This window comes from Variovorax sp. 278MFTsu5.1 (genome assembly GCF_048305045.1).
GTDB lineage: Bacteria > Pseudomonadota > Gammaproteobacteria > Burkholderiales > Burkholderiaceae_C > Variovorax > Variovorax guangxiensis.
In genome coordinates this window covers 4,621,811-4,639,310 of record NZ_CP157622.1, presented here as the reverse complement: position 1 = coordinate 4,639,310, position 17,500 = coordinate 4,621,811, and the positions used below count along the sequence as shown (strand labels likewise).

17 protein-coding genes are annotated in these 17,500 nt (G+C 67.9%); 8 read left to right on the top strand and 9 right to left on the bottom strand.

What is annotated here, in order from left to right:
• Nucleotides 1–153 precede the first annotated feature (153 nt).
• Genes ABL844_RS21605 through ABL844_RS21590 form a run of 4 tightly spaced genes read left to right on the top strand, consistent with a single transcriptional unit; the run spans nt 154 to nt 3,492 of the window.
• Nucleotides 154–1,026: a branched-chain amino acid ABC transporter permease gene (locus tag ABL844_RS21605; protein WP_418128848.1), complete on the top strand. Its 873-nt coding sequence runs from the start codon at nt 154–156 to the stop codon at nt 1,024–1,026.
• A complete protein-coding gene (locus ABL844_RS21600) occupies nt 1,027–2,028 on the top strand; it encodes a branched-chain amino acid ABC transporter permease (RefSeq protein ID WP_369661553.1) in 1,002 nt (333 codons plus the stop codon).
• Nucleotides 2,025–2,795, top strand: a complete 771-nt coding sequence (locus ABL844_RS21595) for an ABC transporter ATP-binding protein (protein ID WP_126024907.1) — start codon at nt 2,025–2,027, stop codon at nt 2,793–2,795. The genes ABL844_RS21600 and ABL844_RS21595 overlap by 4 nt, the downstream gene beginning before the upstream one ends.
• Entirely contained in the window at nt 2,788–3,492 is a 705-nt protein-coding gene (locus tag ABL844_RS21590; RefSeq protein ID WP_418128846.1) for an ABC transporter ATP-binding protein, read from the top strand. The genes ABL844_RS21595 and ABL844_RS21590 overlap by 8 nt, the downstream gene beginning before the upstream one ends.
• A gap of 26 nt (nt 3,493–3,518) precedes the next feature.
• Here the strand turns inward: ABL844_RS21590 and ABL844_RS21585 are convergent, their stop codons facing one another.
• From ABL844_RS21585 to ABL844_RS21570, 4 genes are all read right to left on the bottom strand, one after another.
• Nucleotides 3,519–3,923 carry a GFA family protein gene (locus ABL844_RS21585; protein ID WP_418128845.1) on the bottom strand — a complete coding sequence of 135 codons (405 nt, stop codon included), beginning with the start codon at nt 3,921–3,923 and terminating at the stop codon, nt 3,519–3,521.
• Between the two features lie 66 nt (nt 3,924–3,989).
• Complete coding sequence (locus ABL844_RS21580; RefSeq protein ID WP_418128844.1) at nt 3,990–4,727, bottom strand: DsbA family protein; 738 nt, start codon at nt 4,725–4,727, stop codon at nt 3,990–3,992.
• Nucleotides 4,715–5,608, bottom strand: coding sequence for an MBL fold metallo-hydrolase (locus tag ABL844_RS21575; RefSeq protein WP_418128842.1), 894 nt, complete (start codon nt 5,606–5,608; stop codon nt 4,715–4,717). The genes ABL844_RS21580 and ABL844_RS21575 overlap by 13 nt, the downstream gene beginning before the upstream one ends.
• Nucleotides 5,609–5,741: 133 nt before the next feature.
• On the bottom strand, nt 5,742–6,644 hold the full coding sequence (locus ABL844_RS21570; RefSeq protein ID WP_126024911.1) for a LysR family transcriptional regulator: 903 nt from the start codon (nt 6,642–6,644) through the stop codon (nt 5,742–5,744).
• Between the two features lie 113 nt (nt 6,645–6,757).
• On the opposite strand from ABL844_RS21570, the gene ABL844_RS21565 reads away from it, so the two are divergent.
• The 3 genes from ABL844_RS21565 to ABL844_RS21555 are packed head-to-tail and all read left to right on the top strand — an operon-like array spanning nt 6,758 to nt 9,942.
• Complete coding sequence (locus ABL844_RS21565) at nt 6,758–7,705, top strand: hydroxymethylglutaryl-CoA lyase (protein ID WP_418128841.1); 948 nt, start codon at nt 6,758–6,760, stop codon at nt 7,703–7,705.
• Complete coding sequence (locus tag ABL844_RS21560; protein ID WP_418128839.1) at nt 7,702–8,910, top strand: CaiB/BaiF CoA transferase family protein; 1,209 nt, start codon at nt 7,702–7,704, stop codon at nt 8,908–8,910. Before ABL844_RS21565 ends, ABL844_RS21560 begins: the two co-directional genes overlap by 4 nt.
• A gap of 42 nt (nt 8,911–8,952) precedes the next feature.
• Nucleotides 8,953–9,942, top strand: a complete 990-nt coding sequence (locus tag ABL844_RS21555; RefSeq protein WP_418128837.1) for a tripartite tricarboxylate transporter substrate binding protein — start codon at nt 8,953–8,955, stop codon at nt 9,940–9,942.
• A 19-nt stretch (nt 9,943–9,961) separates the two neighbouring features.
• Here the strand turns inward: ABL844_RS21555 and sugE are convergent, their stop codons facing one another.
• The 4 genes from sugE to rpoD all read right to left on the bottom strand — a co-directional run bounded on the left by sugE (nt 9,962) and on the right by rpoD (nt 14,963).
• A complete protein-coding gene (sugE, locus tag ABL844_RS21550; protein WP_126024915.1) occupies nt 9,962–10,282 on the bottom strand; it encodes a quaternary ammonium compound efflux SMR transporter SugE in 321 nt (106 codons plus the stop codon).
• Nucleotides 10,283–10,300: 18 nt separating this feature from the next.
• Nucleotides 10,301–11,437: an HPP family protein gene (locus ABL844_RS21545; protein WP_369661561.1), complete on the bottom strand. Its 1,137-nt coding sequence runs from the start codon at nt 11,435–11,437 to the stop codon at nt 10,301–10,303.
• Nucleotides 11,438–11,441: 4 nt separating this feature from the next.
• Entirely contained in the window at nt 11,442–12,677 is a 1,236-nt protein-coding gene (locus tag ABL844_RS21540) for a multidrug effflux MFS transporter (protein WP_126024917.1), read from the bottom strand.
• A gap of 102 nt (nt 12,678–12,779) precedes the next feature.
• Nucleotides 12,780–14,963, bottom strand: coding sequence for an RNA polymerase sigma factor RpoD (gene rpoD, locus ABL844_RS21535; RefSeq protein WP_311737057.1), 2,184 nt, complete (start codon nt 14,961–14,963; stop codon nt 12,780–12,782).
• Between rpoD and ABL844_RS21530 the strand changes: the two genes are divergently transcribed.
• Nucleotides 14,956–15,396, top strand: coding sequence for a hypothetical protein (locus tag ABL844_RS21530; protein WP_240650804.1), 441 nt, complete (start codon nt 14,956–14,958; stop codon nt 15,394–15,396). The two genes, rpoD and ABL844_RS21530, sit on opposite strands and share 8 nt — an antisense overlap.
• 15 nt (nt 15,397–15,411) lie before the next feature.
• Here ABL844_RS21530 and dnaG read toward each other — a convergent pair whose 3' ends face one another.
• Nucleotides 15,412–17,445, bottom strand: a complete 2,034-nt coding sequence (gene dnaG, locus ABL844_RS21525) for a DNA primase (protein WP_418128836.1) — start codon at nt 17,443–17,445, stop codon at nt 15,412–15,414.
• Between the last annotated feature and the right edge of the window lie 55 nt (nt 17,446–17,500).

Sequence of the window (17,500 nt, the reverse complement as noted above, 5' to 3'; positions counted from 1 at the left end):
TACGGGATCGGGCAGCCGAACGCAGAAGTCGCGAAGGTTCCGCGAAAGTCGCAGAAGGAAACCAAAGATGGTTTTCTCTGCGACTTTCGCGTAGTTTTTGTCTTCCTTCTGCGTTCGGCTGTCCGCTTTCGCGACTGCATCGAAGACCCTCGCATGCTCACCATTCTTTTCGACGGCATCGCCTACGGCATGCTGCTGTTCGTGCTCGCCGTCGGCCTGGCCGTGACGCTGGGGCTGATGAACTTCATCAACCTCGCGCACGGCGCCTTCGCCATGGCGGGCGGCTATCTCACGGTGTTCGCCATGCAGAAGCTGGGCGTGCCGTTCCTGGCGTGCCTGCCGCTCGCGTTCATCGTCGTCGCGCTGGCCGGCGCGGTGCTGGAGCGAACGCTCTACCGGCCGATGTACGGCAAGCCGCACCTCGACCAGGTGCTGTTCTCCATCGGCCTGGCCTTCATGGCGGTGGCGGCGGTCGACTACTTCGTGGGCTCTTCGCAACAGAACGTGCAGCTGCCCGAGTGGCTGCGCGGGCGCACCGAGATCGGCGACGGTGCGCTGCTGCTGGGCATGGGGCACTACCGGCTCTTCATCATCGGCGTGTGCACGGTGCTCACGGTGGTGCTGCAGCTGATCTTGTCGAAGACGCGCTTCGGCAGCCGGCTTCGCGCAGCGGTCGACGACCCGCGCGTGGCGGCGGGGCTGGGCATCAACGTGAACGTCGTGTTCCTGCTGACCTTCGCGGTGGGCTCGGGGCTCGCGGGGCTGGGCGGCGCGCTGGGCGCGGAGATCCTGGGGCTCGATCCGACCTTCCCGCTCAAGTACATGATCTATTTCCTGATCGTGGTGTCCGTTGGCGGCACCTCGTCGATCACCGGGCCGCTCGCGGCGGCGCTGTTGCTGGGCATCGCCGACGTGGCGGGCAAGTACTTCATTCCGAAGATGGGCGCTTTCACTGTCTACCTGCTGATGATCCTGATCCTGATGTGGCGCCCGCAGGGCCTCTTCACGCGCAAGGGAGGACGCTGAATGAGCGCGCCTCTTCCCGTCGTCGCCGATTTCCAGTCGGCCCTGCTGCGCAAGGCGCGCTGGCGCCCGCTCGAATTCGTCGTCTGGGCCGCGGCCTTCGCGCTGCCGCTCGTGATGCCCTCGCACTCGCTGCTGGTCAACGAGATCGCCATCGTCGCGCTGTTCGCGATGTCGCTCGACCTGATCCTGGGCTACACCGGCATCGTGTCGCTGGGCCATGCCGCCTTCTTCGGCTTTGGCGCCTATGCCGCGGCGCTGTTCGCCAAGCTGGTGATGCCCGACCCGACCGTCGGCCTGCTGTTCGCGACCGTGCTGTCCGCGCTGCTGGGCATGGTGGCGAGCGTGACGATCCTGCGCGGCAGCGACCTCACGCGGCTGATGGTCACGCTGGGCACGGCGCTGCTGCTGCTCGAACTCGCCAACAAGCTCGACTGGCTCACCGGCGGCGCCGACGGCCTGCAGGGCGTGGTGATGGGGCCGGTGCTCGGCATGTTCGAGTTCGACCTCTACGGCCGCACGGCCGCCTGGTATTCGCTGGCGGTGATGCTGGTGCTGTTCCTGCTCATGCGCCGCCTCGTGCATTCGCCCTTCGGCGCCACGCTAAAAGCGATCCGCGACAACAGGCTGCGCGCCATGGCCATCGGCATCCCGGTGGTGTCGCGGCTGGTGGTGATCTACACCGTGGCGGCCGGCATCGCCGGCGCGGCCGGCGCACTGCTCGCGCAGACCACCGGCTTCGCCTCGCTCGACGTGCTGGCCTTCGACCGCTCGGCCGACGTGCTGCTGATGCTGGTCATCGGCGGCGTGGGCTGGCTCTATGGCGGCGTGGCGGGCGCCATCGTGTTCAAGCTGCTGCAGACCTGGCTGTCGGCCGTGACGCCGCAGTACTGGATGTTCTGGATCGGCCTGATCCTGGTGCTGCTGGTGCTGGTCGGGCGCGACCGGCTGCTCAAGCCCTGGACCTGGATCGGCGCGGGCGGCAAGAAAGGCGGTGCGGCATGAGCGAAACCGTGCTTTCCACCCACGGCCTGGTGATGCGCTTCGGCGGCATCACCGCCACCAACAACGTGTCGATGGAACTCAGGCGCGGCGCGCGCCATGCCCTCATCGGCCCCAACGGCGCGGGCAAGACCACGCTCATCAACCAGCTCACCGGCGTGCTCACGCCCACCGAGGGCCGCATCACGCTGATGGGCGAGGACATCACCTCGCTCGCGCCGCACAAGCGCGTGGCGCGCGGGCTGGTGCGCACCTTCCAGATCAACCAGCTCTTCGACTCCATGACGCCGCTCGAAACGCTGGCGCTGGTGGTGTCGCAGCACCAGGGCGCCGGCGCGCAGTGGTGGAAGCCGCTGGGTTCGAGCAAGGCCATCGCCGAGCGCGCGGCGCAGCTGCTGGAGCAGTTCCACCTGAGCGACGTGGCGCAGCAGCAGGTGAAGCACCTGGCCTACGGCAAGCGCCGCCTGCTGGAGATCGCCATCGCGCTGGCCTGCGAGCCGCGCGTGCTGCTGCTCGACGAGCCGGTGGCGGGCGTGCCCGCGGGCGAGCGCGAGGAGCTGCTGCAGACCGTGGCCGCTCTGCCGGCCGACGTGTCTGTGCTGCTCATCGAGCACGACATGGACCTGGTGTTCAGCTTCGCCGACCGCATGACGGTGCTGGTCAACGGCACACTGCTGACCGAGGGCGACCCGGAGACCATCGCCAACGATCCGAAGGTGAAAGAGGTCTATCTGGGCCATGGCACGGCAACGGAGGCTGCCCATGTCTGAGCTGCTGAGAATAGAAAACCTGAGCGCGGGCTACGGCGAGGCCGTGGTGCTGCACGACGTGGCCTTCACGCTCGGCGAGGGCCAGACGCTGGCGCTCCTGGGCCGCAACGGCACGGGCAAGACCACGCTGATCAACACGCTCGCGGGCGCGACGCGCCAGCACGGCGGCAGCATCTCGCTGGGTGGGCAGGCCTTGCACAAGATCGCGCCGCACCTGCGCGCGGCGGCCGGCATCGGCTGGGTGCCGCAGGAGCGCAACATCTTCAAGTCGCTCACCGTGCACGAGAACCTCACGGCGGTGGAGCGGCCGGGCAAGTGGACCCCCCAGCGCGTGTACGAGATGTTCCCGCGCCTTGCCGAGCGCAAGACCAACCTGGGCACGCAGCTCTCGGGCGGCGAGCAGCAGATGCTGGCCGTGGGCCGCGCGCTGGTGCTCAACCCCAGGCTGCTGCTGCTCGACGAGCCGCTCGAAGGGCTGGCGCCGATCATCGTGGAAGAGCTGCTGCGCGCCATCCGCCGCATCACGCAGGACGAGGGCCTGGCCGCGATCATCGTGGAGCAGCACCCGCAGGCGATCCTCGCGATCTCCGACGAGGCGGTGGTGCTCGACCACGGCACCATCGTGCACACGGACAGTGCCGCTTCGCTGCGCGCTCAGCCGCAGGTGCTCGACCGGCTGCTGGGCGTGGCGCGGTAGCCAGCGCCGGTTTTTCTTCCGGGTCTCTAGCGGCCCGGCAATCGCGCAAAGACCTTGGCGTTGTCGGGCACGAGGTGGAAGCCGTGCTTCTCCTCGGCCCAGAACACCATCTGCGGACCTTCGAAGACGGCGGGGTCATCCAGCGCACCGACCTTGACGATCAATCCGGCGGGCGCCTTGGGTGAGCGCGAGGCGACATGCACGCCGCACTCGCTGCAGAACTCGCGCGTGGGTGCGTCGGCGGTCTTTGCAAAGCGGCGGGGCTCGCCGCGCGTGTAGCGGAAGTCGTCCGCCATGAGGCCGATGAACAGATTGCCGGCGCCGCCGGAAATCTTCTGGCAGGTCCTGCACAGGCACAGCGCGCGCATCCGCACGTCGCCTTTGATCTCGAACCTCAGCGCTTCGCAGTGGCAGCCGCCGGTCAGTGTCATGCGCGTGCTCCGGAATGGGGTCGCCGATTCTGGCGACCCCGCGAGCGGCGGGCAAGCCTGGCAGGTTCAGGTGCAGCTGTCGGGGCCGCAGACCGGCAACGACTCTTCGGCGCTTGAGGCCGCAGGCTGCGCCGCGCCGATCCAGTTGGCAAGCTGCGCCTTCCATTCGTCCGCGTGGCCGAGCCACGGGCCGATGTCGATGCGGCCGGCGCTGCCGTCGGGCTGCACCACCACGAAGGTCGGAAATCCCTGGCCCCCCGCGCGCTGCAGGAACTGGCGGCTTTCGGCGATGTGGCGGGAGGTGGCTTCGCCCGACTGGCTTTCGAAGGCGGAGGCAAAGGCCGCGGCATCGAAGCCGAGTTCGCCCGCGATCGCCTTGAGCACCTCCACGTCGGCGATGCGGCGGCCCTCGACATAGTGCGCGCGCTGCAGGCTGTGGATCATGTCCAGCCCGCCGCCCGGGCGAAGCGACTCGGCCGCTAGCACGGCGGTTGTCGGCGGCTCCGAGTCCATCACCGCGCCGGTGTCGCGCAGCAGTCCTTCGAAATAGCGCTCACCGAAGGGCTGGCCGGTCATCTCGGCGATGCGGTGGTCGTGCGGCAGCACGTACTCGCGCCACTGCGGCGTGATCGGCCGGCGGTTGGCGCCGGTCATCATGCCGCCGCCGTGGAACTCGACCTTCAGGCCCGGCACCTCGCGCGCCGCATCGACCAGCGGCGCGGCGGCGTAGCACCAGCCGCACAGCGGGTCGAAGATGTAGTGCAGCGTCGCGCCTGCGCCTCGTGCGTCGTTCATTGCGGCCATTTCATTTCTCCCTTGATGACCTTCGCGCCGAGTTCCAGCGAAGAGGCGTCTTCCAGCTTCGGGTAGCGCTTCTTCATCGCGGCGATGAGCGCGCCCGAGTCCTTGGCCTTGGCGGCTTCGACTTCGAAGGCCTTCAGGTAATCGCGCGTGAACTTCACCGAAGCGAGCGAGTAGGGCGCGCTGCCGTTCGCGTTCGGCAGGTAGTGGCCGGGCACCACGGTCTTCGGATGCAGCGCCTCTATGCGGCCCAGCGTCCTGATCCAGTCGCGGCGCGACTCGGGCGTCTGCGTGTCGGCCACCCACACGTGGATGTTTGCCGAGACGGGGATGCCGCCGACCACCGCCTTCAGCGAGGGAATCCAAGCGAAGCTGCGTTCGGGAGTGGGGCCGTCGAGGCCTACGACCTGGATCTTGCGGCCCTCGAGCTCGATGCTGTCGCCGGCCAGCGGCTGCGGCACCACCAGTGCCTTGGGCGCGTTGTCCTTCAGGACCGGGCCCCAGTGCGCGAGCTTGCCGTCCTTGGAGGCCTGGATGGCGGCCACGGTCTGCGGCGTGGCGACGATCTTCGCGTCGGGGAAGGCGGCCTGGATCACGTCGAGGCCGAAGTAGTAGTCGGGATCGCTGTGGCTGATGTAGACCGTGGTGAGCTTCTTGCCCGTGGCCTTGATCTTCTGCACCAGCGCCTCGGCGTCGTTGCGCTGGAACTGGGCGTCGATGAGCACCGCGTCGGTCTGGCCGGTGACGATCTCCGAGGAGACGGGGAACATCGATTTCGCGCCGGGGTTGTACACCTCGAGCTTGAGCGGCTGGGCGGCCTGGGCGGTGAGGCTGAAACCGAGGGCGAGGGCGAGGGCGGAGGAGAGGAGGGTTCTGCGGAACATGGTGGCGGGCTTTCTCTGTGTGATTCGACTGTGTGTGGATGGGTGACAGCGCTGAATGCCTCGAATATTAGGTTGCGCGAATCGAAACAAAAACCCGACGATCCACAACGAATAGTTTCCTAATTCGGTCGAATCAGTCCGTGGCACGGCGTTCCAGATGCGCCACCAGCAGCTGCGCAGAGGGCGACAGTTCCGTGTCGCCCCGGAAGCAGATCGCGAAGCGCCGCCGCGCCCAGGCGTCGGTCAGCGGCATCAGCCGCAGCCCGAAGGCTTCGGCGAAGGGCCGCGCCACTTCGGCCGGCACCACGCTGATCGCCAACCCGGCGCGCACCACGCGCAGCGCAGCATCGAAGTTGGACACCAGCACCCGGTACACCAGCGGCTTGCCCGCCACCGCCGCCTCGCGCGCCAGCATCAATTGCACGGCGCTCAGCGCCGGCATGCCGACGAATTCATGGTCGAGCACCTGCTCGAAGCGCACGCTCTCGCGCTGCGCAACCGGGTGGGAGGGATGCGCCACGATGGCGAGGTGGTCGCAGCGGTAGTCGCGACGCTCCAGGCCCTCGAGGTCGGCCGCGTCCCAGCACAGGCCGATGGAGGCGCTGCCCTCGCGGATGCCGCGCACGATCTCGGGGCTCACGCGCTCTTCCATGTCCACGCGGATGTTGCGGTGCGCCGGGTCCTGCAGGAAGTCGGCCACGTCCTCGGCCAGCGACTCGGCCATGACCGAGGCCGAGGCCAGGATGCGCACGTGCCCGCGCACGCCGCCGGCGTAGGCCGCCATGTCGCGCTCGATGCGGTTCACGCTGCCGAGCATCGCTCGGGCGTGCTCCAGCAGCGTCTCCCCGGCAGGCGTGGGCACCACGCCCCGGCGCTTGCGCAGCAGCAGCGGCGTGCCGACGGTTTCCTCCAGCTGGGCCAGCCGCTTGCTGATGGCCGAGCCGACGATGGCGGCCTGTTCGCCGGCGCGCGCAATGCTGCGCGTTTCGCAGACGGCCACGAAGAGCCGCAGGGTGGTCAGGTCGAGGTCTCTCATGATGTTCCGTTCTGGAATCGGATGGCTTCCAAAATATACCTTCTGGATCGAATTGGAACTCCTACCATCGGTGCCCTAGCCTGGATCACCCAGCATCACCACGGAGACAAGACTTGATTCACGCCTTCCTGCCGCCGCGCGCGGTCGTCCGCGAAGTGGGCCTGCGCGACGGCCTCCAGAGCATCACGCGCGTGCTTCCCACCGAACGCAAGCTCGAATGGATCCGCGACGCGCACGCCGCCGGCCAGCGCGAGATCGAGGTCGGCTCCTTCGTGCCGGCGCGCCTGCTGCCGCAATTGGCCGACACGGCCGAGCTGCTGGCCTACGCGAAGACGCTGCCGGGGCTCTTCGCCTCGGTGCTGGTGCCCAACCTCAAGGGCGCCGAGCGGGCCATCGAGGGCGGCGCCGACCTGATGGTGGTGCCGCTGTCGGCCAGCCACGCGCACAGCCTCGCCAACCTGCGCAAGACGCCCGACGAGGTGGTGGCCGAGGTCGGCCGCATCCGCGCGGCGCGCGACGCCGCGGGCTCCAAGACGCTGATCGACGGCGGCGTGGGCACCGCCTTCGGCTGCACGCTCCAGGGCCACGTCGATCCCGACGAGGTGCTGCGGCTGATGCAGGCGCTGCTCGACGCCGGCGCTGATCGCGTGAGCCTCGCCGACACCGTGGGCTACGCCGATCCGGCGATGGTGCGCAGCCTGTTCGAGCGCGCCCTGCGCATCGCGGGCGACCGGCTGTGGTGCGGCCATTTCCACGACACGCGCGGCATGGGGCTCGCGAACGCCTATGCGGCGCTCGAAGTCGGCATCACCCGCTTCGACGCCTGCCTCGCCGGCATCGGCGGCTGCCCGCATGCGCCCGGCGCCAGCGGCAACGTCGACACCGAAGACCTGGTCTTCATGCTCGAGAGCATGGGCGTCGCTACCGGCGTCGACCTGCCGAAGCTGCTCGACCTGCGCAGGCGCGTGGCCGGCTGGCTCGAAGGCGAGACGCTGCAGGGCACGGTGTGGCGCGCGGGTTTCCCGAAGACTTTCACGGCCATGGAAGGCGTTGCGGCATGAGCACGACGGATACGCAACAGAAGCGCCTGCCGCTCGCCGGCATCCGCGTGGTCGAGTTCACGCACATGGTGATGGGGCCGACCTGCGGCATGGTGCTGGCCGACCTGGGCGCGGAAGTCATCAAGGTCGAACCCATCGAGGGCGACCGCACGCGGCACCTGCTGGGTGCGGGCGCGGGCTTCTTCCCGATGTTCAACCGCAACAAGAAGAGCATTGCGCTCGACCTGCGGCATCCGCAGGGGCTCGAAGCCGCGCTGCGGCTGTGCGTGAGCGCCGACGTGGTTGCGCAGAACTTCAAGCCCGGCACCATGGACAAGTACGGCCTGGGCTACGCCGCCCTGGGCAAACTCAATCCGCGCCTCGTGTACGTGGACCACGCGGGCTTCCTGCCCGGCCCCTACGAACACCGCACCGCGCTCGACGAGGTGGTGCAGATGATGGGCGGCCTTGCCTACATGACGGGCCGCCCCGGCGATCCGCTGCGCGCGGGCACCAGCGTGAACGACATCATGGGCGGCATGTTCGGCGCCATCGGCGCGATCGCCGCGCTGATGCAGCGCATGCAGACCGGCAAGGGGCAGGAGGTGAAATCGGCGCTGTTCGAGAACAACGTGTTCCTCGTCGGCCAGCACATGCTGCAGTACGCCATCACCGGCCAGGCGGCCGCGCCGATGCCCGAGCGCATCTCGGCCTGGGCGCTGTACGACGTGTTCACCGTGAAGGACGGCGAGCAAATCTTCCTGGCGGCGGTGAGCGACGCGCAGTGGAAGACCTTCTGCGACGCGCTCGGCTTCGACGACCTCAAGGCCGACCCGGCGCTGGCCACCAACAACGACCGCGTGCGCATGCGCCCCACGCTGCTGGCCGACCTGCGCCAGCGCCTCGCGCAGCGTTCGGCGGCGGAGCTGTCGGCGATCTTCGAGGCCAGGGGCCTGCCTTTCGCTCCTATCACTCGGCCCGAAGACCTCTACGCCGATCCGCACCTGAAGGCCACGGGCGGCCTTGCCGACATCCGCCTGCCCGACGGCGAGCGCGCCGGAGAGATGGCGCAGACCACGCTGTTCCCGATCACGCTGGGCGGCGAGCGCCTCGGCGTGCGGCTGCATCCGCCGACCCTGGGCGAGCACACCCGCGAACTGCTGGCCGAGTTGGGCTATGCGCGCGAGCAGGTCGATGCGATGCATGCGGAGTCGGCGGTGGCCTGAGCAAGGCGCCTTTCCAGAAACATAAAGAAGAGAGACAAGACCATGACGAACACGCCTCCCCTGAAGATGAACCGCCGCGCGGTGCTCGGCCTCGGCGCCAGCGCAGCCGCGCTGGCCGCATGCCCCGCGTTCGCGCAGGGTTCGGACAAGCCCATCCGCCTGATCCTGCCGATCAGCGCGGGCTCGGGCGTCGACACCATCGCGCGCGCCGCCGCGCCCGCGCTGGGCAAGGCCTTCGGCCAGCCGGTGGTGATCGACAACCTGCCGGGTGCGGGCGGCATCACTGGCGCGGCGGCCATCGTCAAGGCGGCGCCGGACGGGCTCACGCTGGGCATGGTGTCGAACAACCACGTCATCAACCCGGCGGTTTTCAGGAAGATGCCCTTCGACGCGATCAACGACATCACGCCGATCAGCGTGGTGGGCGCGACGCCCCTGGTGCTGCTGGCCAACCCGAAGCTGCCGGCGAAGAACGTGCCCGAGCTGGTCGCGCTGCTGCGCGCGAAGCCGGGCGCCTACAACTACGCCTCGTCGGGCAACGGCACCATCATCCATCTGGCGGGCGAGATGTTCATGGACGAGGCCGGCGTGAAGGCGCGGCACATTCCGTACAAGGGCACCGGGCCGATGATGACGGACATGATCGGCGGCCAGGTCGAGCTGGGCGTGGTGGCGCTGCCGGCGGTGCAGTCGCACATCAAGAGCGGCGCGCTGCGCGCCATTGGCCTGTGCGGCGCGCAGCGCTCGCCGGCCGCGCCGGACATTCCGACCATCGCCGAGCAGGGGCTGCCGAACTACGCGGTCGAGGGCTGGTTCGCGCTGATCGGGCCGGCGAAGATGCAGCCGGCGGACGTCGCCCGCATCCATGCCGCCGTGGTCGCGGCTTTTTCCAGCGCCGAGGTGCGCGAGGCGATGGACAAGCAGGGCAATGTCGTCAGGCCCACCACGCCCGAGCAGGCCGCCGGCTATTTCCGCAGCGAGGCGGCCCGCTACGCGGCGCTGGTGAAGAAGGCGAAAGTGACGGTCGAGTAGGCGGGAAGGGAAGAAGAACTCAACCCTGGCTCGTGAACTTGAGCCCGATGATGCCGGCCACGATCAGCGCGACGCACACGAGCCGCGCCGCGTTGGCCGGCTCGCCGAACAGCACGATGCCCAGGGCCACGGTGCCCACCGCGCCGATGCCGGTCCACACCGCGTAGGCCGTGCCCACGGGCAGCGAGCGCATCGCCCAGCCCAGCAGCACCACGCTGAGCACCATCGAGATCGCGGTGCCCACCGAGGGCCAGAGCTTCGTGAACCCCTCGGTGTACTTGAGGCCGATGGCCCAGCCCGTTTCGAGCAGGCCCGCGATGAACAACACGATCCACGCCATGCGCGTGCTCCTTTCGCTTCAGTTGGGTTCGGGCCGCACGGCGCGGTAGAGGGCGCGCACGAAGTCCGACTGGGTGATCATGCCGGCCAGCCGCTTTTCGTCGTCGATGATGGGAATGTGGTGGTGGCCGCCCTCGGAGAACAGCGGCACCAGGTCGACCACGGGCCGGTCGGCGCTGGCCACGCGCACCTGGCGCGTCATGATCTGGCCCACCACTTCGGGCTTGCTCGACATCACGGTGCGGGTGGCGCGGATCAGGTCGCGCAGCTTGGCGGCGATGCCTTCGTGGTGCTGCAGGTCGAGCTGGCGGAAGAAGTCGGCCTGCGTGACGATGCCCACCACGCGGCGCGTGCGGTCGGTGACGGGCAGGGCCTTGATGCGGCGCTCGTGCATCAGCGCCCAGGCTTCCTGCAGCGGCGTGCCGAACTCCACCGAGATCGGCACGTTGGACATGATGTCCGCGCAGCTCAGCGTGCCCAGCCGGCGCTTGTACGACTCCAGCTCGGTCTCCCGGATCAGCGATTCGAGGTCGTCGCGGCTGATGTCCAGCACCTGGTTGTAGCGGGCGAGCACGGCGTCGATGTCGGCCTGGCTGAAGCGCGCATCGGAGCCCGGCGGGCGCGCGGCGACCTGCACGTGCGGATAGCGCCGCCCGGTCAGCGTGTTGTAGGCCACGCCGGCCAGCACCAGCAGCAGCGAGTTGGTGAAGAAGGGAAAGAGGGCCGACGAGAAATGCGTGGTGTGGGTCAGCACCGCCAGCAGCGCTGCCGCGCCGCCGGGCGGGTGCAGGCAGCGCGCGCTGAACATCAGGCCGATGGCGCCCGCCACCGCGACGGCGGCGGCCAGCTCGGGCTGGGGAATCCAGTTGGCCGCCGCGATGCCGACCACTGCCGACAGCGTGTTGCCGCCGATCACCGACCAGGGCTGCGCGAGCGGACTCGCCGGCACCGCGAAAACCAGCACGGCGCTGGCGCCCAGCGGCGCGATCAGCCAGACCGAGGCGTGCAGCGGCCCGGCCAGCCAGTGCGACAGCAGCGCGGCCACCAGCAGGCCGATGCCCGCGCCCAGGACGGCGCGCAGCCGCTCGCGCGCGTCGACGGTGGTGCGGCCCGGCAGCCAGGCGCGCGCGTGGGTGAGGAGGGCTGCGAAGCGCATGTTCTCAGCCCTCGTGCGCCACCTTGCGCCCGATGTCCGGCCAGCGGCCGTGCAGCCACACCCAGGCGACCAGCCCGATGGCGAGCATGCCCATGGAGGTCAGCGCCAGCGCGAGCGTGGAGTGCATCACCAGCGGCGCCACCGCGCCGGCCACGATGCCGTTGGCGGTGGAGCCGATCACCGCCTGCAGCGACGAGGCCATGCCGCGGCGCTCGGGGTGCAGGTCGAGCACCAGCAGCGTGACCACCGGCACCATCAGCGCCCAGCCGAAGGCGAACACCGCCAGCGGCCAAAGCGCCCAGGCCACGTGTGCGTGGAAGAAGGTGTTGGCCACCACGTTGACCACAGAGGTGGCCAGCATGATCACGAAGCCGTCGCGGATCTGCCGCTTGGGCGCCACCTTGCCGGCCATGCGCCCGCTGGCGCGCGCGCCGAGCATGATGCCGCCGATGGTCAGCAGGAAGAACCAGAAGAACTGCTGAGGCTGCAGCGCAAGGTGGTCGCCCAGGAAGGCGGGCGCGGCCAGCACGTAGAGGAACATGCCATTGAAGGGCACGCCGCTGGCGAAGGCCAGCAGCAGAAAGCGCGGGTCGGAGCACAGGCTCCAGTAGCCGCGCATCAGGTGGCGCACCTGGAAGGGCTGGCGGTGGTCCTTGTGCAGCGTCTCCGGCAGCAGCTTGTAGTTGGCCGCGAACAGCGCCACGCCCACCGCCACCAGGAACCAGAACACCGCGTGCCAGCCCGCGTGCACGAAGAGGAAGCCGCCCACGATGGGCGCGATGGCCGGCGCCACGCCGAAGTAGATCGTGACCTGGCTCATCACCCGCTGTGCCTCGGCCGGCGGGAACATGTCGCGGATCACCGCGCGCGAGACCACGATGCCGGCACCGGTCGACAGGCCCTGCAGCCCCCGGAACAGCACCAGCTGCGTGATGTTCTGCGAGAGCGCGCAGCCCAGTGAGGCCAGCGTGAACACCGCCAACCCCCACAGCACGACGGGGCGGCGGCCGAAGCTGTCGGACAGCGCGCCGTGGAACAGGTTCATGAACGCGAAGCCGAACAGGTAGGCCGACAGCGTCTGCTGCATCTCGGCCGGCGTCGCGCCGATGGACTGCGCGATGCCCGAGAAGGCCGGGATGTAGGTGTCGATGGAGAAGGGCCCGAGCATGCCCAGCACGGCGAGCAGCACGGCAAGCGCCCAGCGCGGGGCCTGCCAGAGTTTGTCTGCATCGGGATTCATGGTGAGGTTTGCTCCATTCTTCTTATGCGAGTCTTGCGAGTACCAAAAAAGAAAGCGCCCTTGCGGGCGCCTCCTCGTCGGGGGAAATACCGGGAGACCGGATCAGAGCGTATCAATAAAGCTGCGCAGCTTGTCCGAACGCGACGGATGCTTGAGCTTGCGCAGGGCCTTCGCCTCGATCTGGCGGATGCGCTCGCGGGTCACGTCGAACTGCTTTCCGACTTCTTCCAGCGTGTGGTCCGTGCTCATCTCGATGCCGAAGCGCATGCGCAGCACCTTGGCTTCGCGCGGCGTGAGGCTGTCCAGGATGTCCTTGACCACGTCGCGCAGGCCGGCCTGCATCGCGGCCTCGATGGGGGCCGTGTTGCTGCTGTCCTCGATGAAGTCGCCCAGGTGCGAATCGTCGTCGTCGCCGATGGGGGTTTCCATCGAGATCGGCTCCTTCGCGATCTTCATGATCTTGCGGATCTTGTCTTCCGGGATCTCCATCTTGGCGGCCAGGATGCCGGCGTCGGGCTCGAAGCCGAACTCCTGCAGATGCTGGCGCGAGATGCGGTTCATCTTGTTGATCGTCTCGATCATGTGCACCGGGATGCGGATGGTGCGCGCCTGGTCGGCGATCGAGCGGGTGATGGCCTGGCGGATCCACCACGTCGCGTAGGTCGAGAATTTGTAGCCGCGACGGTATTCGAACTTGTCGACCGCCTTCATCAGGCCGATGTTGCCTTCCTGGATCAGGTCGAGGAACTGCAGGCCGCGGTTCGTGTACTTCTTGGCGATGGAGATCACGAGGCGCAGGTTGGCCTCGATCATTTCCTTCTTGGCGTCGCGCGAGGACGATTCGCCCTCGTTCATGCGCTTGTTGATGTCCTTGAGCTCCGACAGCGGCACCACTACGCGCGACTGGATGTCGGCAAGCTTCTGCTGCAGTTCCTGCACCGGCGGAATGTTGCGCGCGAGCACCGAGCTCCAGGGCTTGCCCGCGGCGGCCTGCTTCTCGACCCACTTCAGGTTCAGCAGGTTGGAGGCGATGCGGTTGCCGTTCTTGTCGTAGCCGCTGAAGTCACGGATGAACTCGTCCTGCGGGAAGCCGCACTTGTCCACGATGATGCGGCGCAGCTCGCGTTCCTTCTTGCGCACGTCGTCCACCTGCGTGCGCACCAGGTCGCACAGCTTCTCGATGGTGCGCGCGGTGAAGCGGATGGTCATCAGCTCGTCGGACACGGCCTGCTGGGCCTTGGCGTACGCCGGCGTGCCGTAGCCTTCCTTCTCGTAGATCTTGTGGATCTTCTCGAACAGCTCGGCGATGCGGTCGAAGCGCGAGAGGGCCTCGTTCTTGAGTTCCTCGAGCTTCTTGGTCAGGGCCTTGGAGCCGCCCTTGCCGTCGTCGTCGTCTTCCTCGTCGAATTCGTCGAAGTCTTCCTCGGCAACGTAGTCGTCGGCCTCGTTGGGGTTGGAGAAGCCGTCGACGATGGTCGAGATGACGACCTTGCCTTCACGGATCTCGCCGGCCAGGCGCAGGATCTCGGCGATGGTGGCGGGGGAGGCCGAGATGGCCTCCATCATGGCCATCAGGCCGCCTTCGATGCGCTTGGCGATCTCGATTTCGCCTTCGCGCGTCAGCAGCTCGACCGTGCCCATCTCGCGCATGTACATGCGCACCGGGTCGGTGGTGCGGCCGAATTCGCTGTCCACCGTGGAGAGCGCGGCTTCGGCTTCTTCCTCGGCTTCTTCCACCGTGGTGGCAGTGGGCGCGGTGTTGTTCAGCAGCAGGGTCTCGGCGTCGGGCGTCTGCTCGTACACCGCCACGCCCATGTCGTTGAGCATGGTGACCACGACTTCCATGGTCTCGGCGTCGACCAGCTTGTCGGGAAGGTGGTCGGAGATTTCGCCGTGCGTGAGGTAGCCGCGGGTCTTGCCCAGCGTGATCAGGGTCTTCAGGCGCGAGCGGCGCTTGGCCAGGTCTTCTTCGGAGAGCACGGTCTCGTCGAGACCGAACTCCTTCATCAAGGCGCGTTCCTTCGCCTTGCTGATCTTCATGCGAAGCGGCTTGACCTTCTCTTCGGTCGCCGCAGCCGCGGGCTCGTCACCCGCCAGGTCGTCCTCGATGTCCGACAGGTCGATGTCGCTCTCGGGGGCTTCCTTGTCGGCCTTGGGCTTGCGGCCGCGCTTGGCGCCGGTGGTGGCCGACGCGGTTCCGGCAGCCTTGGGCGGGCGGCCGACCTTCTTGGCGGCCGGGGCGGCGGCCTTCTTGGGATCTTCGAGGGAGGTCGATTTCGTGGGCACGGTTTTCACTTTCGTAGCGGCGGCCGATTTGGATGCGGCGGCGGCCGTCTTGGTTGCCGGTTTCGCACCGGCTTTCAACGGTTTTTCTGCTGCGGGCTTGGTGGCGACGCTTTTTGCAAGTGAAGGAGCAGGCTTCTTTGAACTGGGCATACGACCTCGTTACGGCAAGAAAAGACAAGCGGAATCACAGGCGCACCGTCATGCGGACGGCGCCACCAAGCCCGTGCACAGGCACGGACTGGAAACAAATGGGAAAGAGGAAGTGATTCCTCAACAGGCAAGATGTCGGGCGAACATTTGGTGTGCAGTCCTTGCGGTTATTGACCCTTTCCGCCGGAATCTACCGTTGGAGTGCATTGCGCTAGGGGTCGGCCCGGAGGTGCTGCTGTCGCTCTTGCCTATATTTCGCCAATTGCGAAGCCCTACATTATAGCGTGTTGCGCAAATTTCAAGCAGTTTCTGAGCCCGAGGAGCGCAATCTGGCGCGCAATTCGAGCCGCCTTGCCTGAATTGCCCTGAAACGGTTCGGCGCGTCCGGGTCTTTCCCGAAAGCCGCAATTGCCTCGTTTTCCTGCTTTTTCAAGAGTTCCTCAAGCATGAAGTCGAGCACGCTGGCAAGCTCCCGGGCGGCATCGGCCAGGTGTTGCGCTTCTTCTCCCTCGGGAACGGGCCCGGCTTCGGCGACGGACATCAGCCGCTCGGCCAGCGGCTCGAATTCGAGGCCGCGCAGGCCTTCCCGCAAGGCTGCCCAGGGCTGGACGCCGTGCTCGTGCAACTGGCTGTCGAGCCACGTGAAGAGGGCGCCGTGCTGGCCCGGCAGGTCGCACAGCATCACGTGGAGCTCGTGCGACAGCGCCTCCCACTGCGCCATGTTCGACAGCAGCAGCCGAACCGCCACGTCCGGCCGGCTGGGCGGCGTGCCGCGGCCGCGCAGGGGCTCGATCGGCTCCTCGAACTTGCCGCCCCAGCGCTTGCCGCCCTTGCCCGTGAACTTGCGCTGCTGGAACTTGGGTTTGCTATCGTTTTCGTAGCGTGCAGGTTCGTAGTCCTGTGGCGGCGGCATGTCGGGGTAGTAGTCGTCCGCGCCACCGTCGCCGTAGTTCGGAGGCTCGTCGTGGCGACGCTGCTGCTGCGCGGGCCCGCCGCCGGCTTTGCGCGGACCGGGCGCGGAGGCCCACAGCTCCGACAGCGCCGGCGCGTCCAGTTGCACCAGCGTCGCGATTTCGCTCAGCAACTGCCGCTTGAGCGCCCCGTCGGGCATGGCGCTCCAGAGCGGGCGCACGTTGCTCGTCATGTGGGCGCGGCCCTCGGCGGTGGTCAGGTCGCAGCCTTCGCGGGCGGCCTCGATCATGAAGCGCGACAGCGGCGTGGCCTCGTTGACGAAGCGGGCGAAGGCCTCGGCGCCGTGCTCGCGGATGAAACTGTCGGGATCGTGCTCCGCCGGCAGGAAAAGGAACTTGATGCTGCGTACGTCGGTGGCATAGGGCAGGGCGCCGTCGAGCGCCTTGCGCGCGGCGCGGCGGCCGGCGGCGTCGCCGTCGAAGCTGAACACCACCGACTCGGTGAAGCGGAATAGCTTCTGCACGTGGTCCGTGGTGCAGGCCGTGCCCAGCGTGGCCACCGCGTTCGGAAACCCGAGCTGCGCCAGCGCCACCACGTCCATGTAGCCCTCGGTGACCAGCGCATAGCCCTTGTCGCGGAAGGCAGCGCGGGCTTCGTAGAGGCCGTAGAGCTCGCGGCCCTTGCTGAACACGGGTGTTTCGGGCGAATTCAGGTACTTGGGCTTCTCGTCGCCCAGCACGCGGCCGCCGAAGCCGATGCATTCGCCCTTCACGTTGCGGATCGGGAACATCACGCGGTCGCGGAAGCGGTCGTAGCGCTTGGCTTCCTCCTCGCTGAGCTTGCCTTCCTCGTTGTTGACGATCACCAGGCCGCTCTCGGCGAGCAGCGGATCGTCGTAGTCGGGGAAGACGCTGGCCAGCGCGCGCCAGCCTGCAGGCGCATAGCCGATGCCGAACTGCTTGGCCACTTCGCCCGAGACGCCGCGGCCTTTCAGGTATTCGATGGCGCCGGGCGCCTGCCGCAGATGCTTGCGGTAGGCGTCGCCGGCCTTCTCGAGCACATCGGTCAGCGTGGCCTGCTTCTGGCGCTGGCTGGCGGCGCGGGCGCGCTCTGCGGGGGAGACGTCGTCCTCGGGCACCTGCAGGCCGTACTGGCCGGCCAGGTCGTGGACCGCCTCGACGAAGCCCATGCCCCCATGTTCGATCAGGAAGCCGATGGCGTTGCCGTGCGCTCCGCAGCCGAAGCAGTGATAGAACTGCTTGGTCGGGCTGACGGAGAAGGAGGGCGATTTCTCGCCGTGGAACGGGCACAGGCCCATGAAATTGGCGCCGGCCTTCTTGAGCTGCACATAGCGGCCGACGACCTCGACCACATCGGCGCGCGCGATGAGTTCCTGGATGAATGAAGCGGGGATGGTCATGTAGGCGAAGAGCGGCAAATCATACGCAAGCGGCCGAACGTTCACTGCCGGGCGG

Excerpts from the sequence above, each read along its gene's own strand:
- ABL844_RS21605 (WP_418128848.1), top strand. The coding sequence starts at position 154 with ATGCTCACCATTCTTTTCGACGGCATCGCCTACGGCATGCTGCTGTTC.
- ABL844_RS21600 (WP_369661553.1), top strand. The coding sequence starts at position 1,027 with ATGAGCGCGCCTCTTCCCGTCGTCGCCGATTTCCAGTCGGCCCTGCTG.
- ABL844_RS21595 (WP_126024907.1), top strand. The coding sequence starts at position 2,025 with ATGAGCGAAACCGTGCTTTCCACCCACGGCCTGGTGATGCGCTTCGGC.
- ABL844_RS21590 (WP_418128846.1), top strand. The coding sequence starts at position 2,788 with ATGTCTGAGCTGCTGAGAATAGAAAACCTGAGCGCGGGCTACGGCGAG.
- ABL844_RS21585 (WP_418128845.1), bottom strand. The coding sequence starts at position 3,923 with ATGACACTGACCGGCGGCTGCCACTGCGAAGCGCTGAGGTTCGAGATC.
- ABL844_RS21580 (WP_418128844.1), bottom strand. The coding sequence starts at position 4,727 with ATGGCCGCAATGAACGACGCACGAGGCGCAGGCGCGACGCTGCACTAC.
- ABL844_RS21575 (WP_418128842.1), bottom strand. The coding sequence starts at position 5,608 with ATGTTCCGCAGAACCCTCCTCTCCTCCGCCCTCGCCCTCGCCCTCGGT.
- ABL844_RS21570 (WP_126024911.1), bottom strand. The coding sequence starts at position 6,644 with ATGAGAGACCTCGACCTGACCACCCTGCGGCTCTTCGTGGCCGTCTGC.
- ABL844_RS21560 (WP_418128839.1), top strand. The coding sequence starts at position 7,702 with ATGAGCACGACGGATACGCAACAGAAGCGCCTGCCGCTCGCCGGCATC.
- ABL844_RS21555 (WP_418128837.1), top strand. The coding sequence starts at position 8,953 with ATGACGAACACGCCTCCCCTGAAGATGAACCGCCGCGCGGTGCTCGGC.
- sugE (WP_126024915.1), bottom strand. The coding sequence starts at position 10,282 with ATGGCGTGGATCGTGTTGTTCATCGCGGGCCTGCTCGAAACGGGCTGG.
- ABL844_RS21545 (WP_369661561.1), bottom strand. The coding sequence starts at position 11,437 with ATGCGCTTCGCAGCCCTCCTCACCCACGCGCGCGCCTGGCTGCCGGGC.
- ABL844_RS21540 (WP_126024917.1), bottom strand. The coding sequence starts at position 12,677 with ATGAATCCCGATGCAGACAAACTCTGGCAGGCCCCGCGCTGGGCGCTT.
- dnaG (WP_418128836.1), bottom strand. The coding sequence starts at position 17,445 with ATGACCATCCCCGCTTCATTCATCCAGGAACTCATCGCGCGCGCCGAT.